This is a genomic window from Microbacterium umsixpiens, from assembly GCF_053543675.1.
On record NZ_JBLVOH010000130.1, the window covers coordinates 15,533 to 22,648 of the forward strand.

General features: G+C 65.5%; 5 protein-coding genes. All 5 read right to left on the reverse strand.

Annotated features, from left to right (window positions below; genetic code table 11):
* Positions 1-139: 139 nt before the first annotated feature.
* Positions 140-1,222, reverse strand: a complete 1,083-nt coding sequence (locus ACNPM4_RS13110; protein WP_448985963.1) for a glycosyltransferase — start codon at positions 1,220-1,222, stop codon at positions 140-142.
* The gene (locus tag ACNPM4_RS13115) at positions 1,223-2,461 is read right to left on the reverse strand and encodes an O-antigen ligase family protein (RefSeq protein WP_448985964.1); all 1,239 of its coding nucleotides are present in this window, start codon (positions 2,459-2,461) and stop codon (positions 1,223-1,225) included. It abuts the gene before it with no gap.
* Entirely contained in the window at positions 2,458-3,621 is a 1,164-nt protein-coding gene (locus tag ACNPM4_RS13120; RefSeq protein WP_448985965.1) for a glycosyltransferase family 4 protein, read from the reverse strand. Before ACNPM4_RS13120 ends, ACNPM4_RS13115 begins: the two co-directional genes overlap by 4 nt.
* On the reverse strand, positions 3,611-5,620 hold the full coding sequence (locus ACNPM4_RS13125; RefSeq protein WP_448985966.1) for an NAD-dependent epimerase/dehydratase family protein: 2,010 nt from the start codon (positions 5,618-5,620) through the stop codon (positions 3,611-3,613). The genes ACNPM4_RS13120 and ACNPM4_RS13125 overlap by 11 nt, the downstream gene beginning before the upstream one ends.
* A partial coding sequence (locus tag ACNPM4_RS13130) for a polysaccharide biosynthesis protein (RefSeq protein ID WP_448985967.1) occupies positions 5,620-7,116 on the reverse strand: 1,497 nt, incomplete at its 5' end. The genes ACNPM4_RS13125 and ACNPM4_RS13130, both read right to left, overlap by 1 nt.

Below are 7,116 nucleotides of genomic sequence, written 5' to 3' on the forward strand. Positions count from 1 at the left end.
CCCGCCGCCACCGATCAAAAACGACGCGACTACGGCATCGTTCGCCTCCCATTCAGTGATACGCCGCGCCGTGTGGATGTGAATCGAGGAGTAGTCCTCGTCGTAGGGAGTCACATAGGCAATACGCAAAGCCGCACCTTCAATCGACATTTTCGTAGAACTCCTCCACGAAACGAGATATGTCCCAATAGGATGCGTGGGACGCGCGACTGCTGAAGGCGAGTTCTGCGCGCGGCGCACTCTCCAATGCGGCGGCGACTACATCGGGGAACTTTTCGGTCTCACGTGCATCGAGGATGACAGCACCGACTGCACCTCCCAGCACGCTGGCTACCCCGCCGACGTCGAATGCCACCACCGGAAGCCCGAGAGCGCGAGCTTCCGTGAGCGCAATGGGCAGTCCTTCACGCGCGCTGGGGTGGGCGACCAGATCCGCAATGGCCATCCACTTCCATCCGTCGCGCCGACGCCCGAGAAGATGCACCCGATCGGCAACTCCGAGATTGAGTGCTTCCGATTCGAGCGCGGACAGTTCAGGGCCGCCGCCAACGATCGCGATGTGAACTTCGGAGGGGAGCTGCGCAACCGCCCGGATCAGAAGCGAATGCCTCTTGTCCGGGAAGAGATTTCCCACGCTGACGACGAGAGGAGCGTTCGAGGCGAGCCCCAACTCGCGGCGAAACTGACGAGGTGCATCCACCTCGCGCAGAACCCACGACCTCATCGTCTCTCGGTCCACGCCGGCACGAACGACGACAGTGTGCCTGAAACCTCGAGTCGTCGGAGCCGAGGCCACCTCGTCGCTGACAGCTATACACAGGTCGGCATATCGATTCAGGATACGACCGAGCACCATCGATGCTCGCGCGTATCGGGTGCTGTGCGCGACCTCGACGAGCTTAGGTCCCGGATAGCCGAGAGCCTTGCGGAGCTTCAGGACCGCAGCTGGCCACGGTGAATGGACGACGACAGTTTCGTCCGCAGAGAACGAAGCAGCTGCACGCCACAGCCGTAGCGCCGAGACCCACCGCGACGACGTGCCAAGGTCGTCTAGGACCACGCCCGAATCGATGATCGTTTGGGCAAAGTAAGCATCGCTTGAATGGGTGTTGATCACCCGGCGCGTTCGAGCGCGGCCGCTTCGCTGTTCGTGCAGGAGTCGGGTGGTCAGGAGCGATTCCGTGCCGCCCAGCCCCAAGCCGCGGACGACCTCAACCACCATTTAGTACCTCCGTTTTCGCTGCAACGATTTGGCGTCGGTGACCTCGGCAACCACTGGTTGATCGCGGTCCTTCAGCACCCCCGTGCTCCCGGCGATGGTGAGGCACATCCAGAAGACCAGCGAGGTATCGAAGGAACCCGACAGACTGTAGGCCACACTGGCGAAGATCACGAACAGTTGCCCGAGCTGAGCGGCCTGACGCCACGCCACGATGGCTGCCGAGACCATGAGCACGAAGGTCACGACGCCGTACTCTGACCATGCCTCGAGCCAGAGGTTGTGAGGGTAAGTCGGGACGCCAGAGTCGATGCCGAAGCCGCCGAAGAAATACTTGCCTGGTCCAGCTCCGACGAGGGGGTACTGCAAGATCGTGGCGAGAGCCCCGTCCCACGCATCAATTCGGCTGGAAGCATTCCCGTCCGAGTCGTCCAGCCGCAGCCATGCGGAGACGTCGAACCGTGACGCGGCAACGACAACAGCTGAGACAATGGCCAGCAAGACCAGCGTGATGAGCCGTACCGCGCGGCGTGCCCCCGCGCGCTCGACACCGTATCCCCGGAATAGCGCATACGCCACGGCGATCGCTAGCCCAAGAAGGGGCCCACGCGACCCGGAGAACACAAGCCCCACCGTCGCGACGACGAACACCGGCCACGCGTACCACCTCCAAGAGTGTCGGGCGATCTGGAAGACGACCACGAGTGCCGCTACGGCCGCGTACTGTGCGAGCACAATCGGGTTAACGCCGAAGGCAGCCTCCTGGGCGTGAACCCTGCCACCAGTCAACACACGCAACGTCTCAGCGATGGCTAGGACGACGCCGCCGGGGAGGAGACCAAGTGCAAACCCCTGCTTCCAGCGGACGATCGCGCCGATGCGCCCCAGGAGACCGGCGGCGAGAACCGACGCCGCGAGCTGAAGCCCCGTCGCCTGCATCTCCTGCGGAGGATCGATCCACTCTCTGGCAAGGATTCCTGCTGCAAGAATCGCGGCGATCGGGAAAACGTAGTTCCCCGCTGGTCTATCCGTGGATCTGGCCCGCGCGATGACCGCGATGATCGCGAGGCCGCCGGTGAGAGCAATGAGCCCTCCGCCCGGAGGAAGAAACGAGCCATATACCGGGAAAAGAGTCCACATGGCGGCTCCGAGGAACCCGAGCGCACCCCGCAGAAGTGTCACCGACAGGATGACAATCGCAAAAAGCGCCACGACTCCTGTCAGAATCAGCTCGGGAGTCATCGATCACTACTCGCACGCATGCGTTCCACCGTATCGACCCACGCGCCCTGCACCGTTTCCCTGGCGAAGTTCTCGGCGACGGAGCGGAACGCCGCGCTCGCCATCTGTTCCGACGCATCCGGATCCTGAAGAGCTTCGAGCAGTCGCTCCTCCAGTGCTAGAGCATCGTCGATGGGCGCCAGTCGCCCCGTCTCTCCGTCGGAGACTAGGTCGACGATCCCTGTGGCCTTCGTCCCCACGACCGGAACTCCCGCCGCGAACGCCTCCAGCACGACAGTGGGCAGCCCCTCGCGTCGACTCGGCAGACAGAAGACGTCAGAGATCGCCAGGTAAGGGGCGACGTCGTCAACCTCACCGACGATCGACAGTCGCGGCAGCAATTCCCGGAGATGGCGCTCCCCGTCGAGCCCTGACTGGTCGTCGACTCCGCCGATGACCAGGAGCCACGCCGATGTCTCACGCTCGACCTTCGCCATGGCCTCCGCGAGTGTCGCCAGTCCTTTGTCCGCAGTGAGCCGACCGACGAACGTGACCACTTGCGCGGAAGACGGTATTCCGAGTTCCCCTCGAAGCGATGCGCGCGCGTGCTCGTCACTGGTCGCGGCGTTGAAGCGGTCGACATCCACCCCGTTCGGGCTGCCTGCGCCGAGGACCTCGACCTTCTTCGCTGAGACGAGCCGCTCAGCCAGAGCCCTGTCGCGCAGTGAAGGGCCGACGGCGATCACACGTGTGGATGCGGCACAGCTGATGCGCTCCATCATCCGCAGAAAGGACCGCTGCAGCCCGCGTGCGCTCTCGAGACGCAGTCCGTGGAGTTCATACACGCGCGCCGGCGCCCGTGTGAGAAAGGCAGCGATGCCCCCGAGGAGCCCGGCCTTCGGGGTGCCCACGACGACCACATCCGGCCGCAGCCGTCGCAACAGCCGAACCCAGTCCTTCAGACCACGGAGGTCGGCCACAGGGCTCGGCGCGCGAGCCATTTCGAGGACGTGATTAGTCACGCCGGGGTGCTTGCCGAGCCCAAGCCCGATTTCACCGGCTCCGGCGACAACGTGAACGTCCCACCCTTCATCGGCAAGTCGCTGGTAGAGGCCGTCGTGGTAGCGAAGCTGGTAGTCGATCGTGACGCCGAAGACGATCGTCGGGCGTTTAGCGGACATGATGTGCCTCTCCTGCTGCGAGCACGTCGCGCAACCAGCTATCGTCTCGAGACACTCTGTCGCTCGCCCATCCGCTCACCTGAGATTGTCCGAACCACATCATCTCGAGGCGCCTCGCCAGGCCGGCGAACTGAGGTGCGATGCGTCCCGCGAAATAACCTGCTGAGAGCGCCGAGGAGCAGAGCCATCGCGGGATGACCAGCGGTGGTCGTTCGCCTCCAGCCACGCGCAGAACGTCGGCAACGGACAAGCCCTCCCAGGGCTGTAAGACGATGCCGGGCACTTCGCCCTGCTCGGTGCCGATCGACTCAATCGTGGCAGCGAGACCGTGGAGGCCGCTCACGACCGACGGCTGAGTACCGGGGGCAGCAACGCTTGCCAGGCGGGAGCCTGCGAGACGTCGAAGATTCTGGGTGGTCGGCCTACCCGGCCCCTGAACCGAGGTGGCCCGCACGATGACGATTCCACCCGTGGCGTTCGGATCCGTCCCAGCCGCTGCGAGGAGGGCGAGCTCGCCCAGTGCTTTCGATCGCGAGTAGGGGGAGAACGGTGCGTAGCTGGGCGTCTCATCGAGTCTCCGCGTACGCCCCTGCACCGCCGCAGAGCTGAGTTGCACGAAGCGCGCGGCGCCGGCCTGTCGGCTCGCCTGAGCGAGGACCGCAGGCAGATATGCGTTCGCACCCCAGAGCTGTCGCGTCGCATCGCCGTCCGGCGCAGCCGCTCCTGCCGCATTGACCACCACATCGACACCGACGAGCTTTTCGACCACGCTCGCGAGGGAAGTGTCCGTCTTGGCAGACTCGGCGAGCACGACACCGTCAAGAACATCGACGTCATACTCGAGCCGAGGTGCCGGCAACTCGACCACCTCGTATCCACGAGCGCGCAGGTGGCGCACCACACCGGTGCCGACGAAACCTGACGCTCCGATGACGGCCCAGCGGCGTCGCACCCCCGGCACCGAGGGCGCGGGCACGACCTCGGCGGAAACGGCGAGCGGACGCTTCGGCGAACTCGGCAGGCGCGAACCCCGCAGTCTCGGCAGCGCCAGATAGAACGCGCAGAGGGCGACGATGATCGCCAGTCCTGTCCAGATCGGTAGTGCACCGTTCCAGGCGAGGTACCCGATGAACGCCGTCGCCACGCTAATAGCGCCGACGACTACCGTCACCGAACCGTGGACGAGCCCCGTGTCCGTCAGCCGTTGATACGCGTGCGTACGGTGTGCCGACAACACTCCCTCACCGCGCGCGAACCGCCGCACGACGGTCGCACCGGTGTCGGCCAGCCACGGTGCGAGAACCGGCACGACGAGAAGCGGACTTACGCCGAGCGACAGAGCCATCACAACGATCACTCCGATCGCTGATCCGAGCAAGTAGCTTCCGGTATCCCCGAGGAAAAGATGCGGTCGCCGCAGGTTCCAAGGCAGGAAGGAGGTGAAGGCGGCGGCGAGAATGACGCCGGACGCTGCAAGCCACGGCTGATCGGATGCGCCGCCCGCGACGACGAATGCTACTCCGGCAACCGCCCCGTGGATCCCAGAGATGCCGTTGATGCCGTCGATGAAGTTGGCAACGTTAATGTACCCGGCGATGAAGATCATCCCGATGATCGCCCACCACCCGGAGTGCGACGCGACCGCGAGGATGACGATGCTGGCCCCAAGCCCGATGACGAGCTGCAGAGACAACCGCAAGCCCGAGCCGAGACTGAGCAGATCGTCCGCGAAACCGACCGCCGCTGCCGAGTTCGTCGCGATCAGGAGGAGCACAAGTGGCACGGCATCCATACCGAGCGCAATCGCCAAGATGAGTGCCGCGTCCCAGGCAAGCAGAGGTGCCAGTCCTCCTCCCCGGAGGGTAGGAGCAGAGTGCGAGGAGCGCTCGTTTGGCACGTCGACGGCGCCGATCCTGGAGAGCAGCGGACGAATGGCGAAGGGCAGCACTGCGCCGAGAACCAGCGCGAGAGTGCCGACGAGCCAGAGCTCAGCCGCCATCAGCGGCGTCCAACATCGATCGGCTCGATCGCCACCGTGTCATTGATCCGCGGGCTCGCGTACATCCGATCCATCCAGCCCGCCTTGTCGAGCCGCTCGGGCGTGATGATGTCGGCCCGCGTGTGCGACACCTTCGGGTGGAAGGGCCGCTCCAGGTTCTCGCGCGACCCGACGAGCTCTTCGTGCAGCTTCTCGCCGCGACGGAGCCCGGTGAACACGATCTCGACGCTCTTGCCCGACATCGCGATCATGCGCTTGGCGACCTCGAGGATCGACACCGGCTCGCCCATGTCGAGGATCAGCACCTCGCCCGCGCGCCCGATGCCACCCGCCTGGACGACCAGCTGGCAGGCCTCGGGGATCGTCATGAAATACCGCGTCGCCTCGGGATGGGTGACCGTGATCGGTCGCCCCTCGGCAATCAGCCGCTGGAACGTCGGCAGCATGGAGCCGCGGCTGCCGATGACGTTGCCGAACCGCACCGAGAGGTACCGCATCCCGGTCTCTGATCCCGCCCAGGCGGTGAGCTTCTCGGCGACGCGCTTGGAGTGTCCGAGCACGCTCGTCGGGTTGGCCGCCTTGTCGGTGGAGATGTTGACGAAGGTGTCGACGCCCACGGCGCGCGCGGCGTTGATCACGTTGAGCGTTCCGAGCACGTTCGTCTTCCACGCCTCGTCGGGATACTGCTCGAGCATCGGCAGGTGCTTCAGAGCGGCGGCATGGAACACGACCTCGGGGCGACGGTCGACGAAGATGTCGAGCAGATTCTGCTCCTCACGGATGTCCGCGAGGACGACGTCGCGAGAATCGAGCAGCCCGTGTCCGAGCGTCCCGAGCTGGGCCACCTGGAGTCCGGTCTCGTCGCGGTCGATCATGATCAGCTCGCTCGGCCCGTACTTGGCCAACTGTCGGCACAGCTCCGAACCGATGGAGCCACCGGCACCGGTCACCAGCACGCGTCGACCGGTGATGTACCCGGCGATCAGCTCGACGTTCGTGTCGACGGGGTGGCGTCCGATCAGGTCCTCGATGCTGATGTCGCGCACGTCGGTGACGGACTGCTCCCCCGACGCGAGCGTCGCGAGCGTGGGGGTGACCGCGACCCGCAGACCGGCGCTCTCGGCACGGTCGCTCAGCGCACGCAGCAGGGTGCTGTCGGCATTCGGGATGGCGATGACCGCGAGCTTTGCGCCGGTGCTCCGGGCGGCCGACGCGATGTCGCGTGTGGTGCCCAGCACCGGAACGCCCCGCAGGCGGAGATTGCGCTTGGCGGGGTCGTCGTCCAAAAGGCCGACGGGTCGGATCGGCGATGACGGGTCGGTCGTGACGTTCGCGAGCAGCTTGTCGCCGAGGAACCCGGCACCGATGATCAGGGCCGCCTCGGCGTCCGCGCCGGGCTTGCGTGCACGCTCGATCGCGAGACGAGCCACGTAGCGCACGCCGAACATCAGCAGCAGCACGAACGGGAAGGCGAGCAGCAGCGTGCCGCGCGGGAT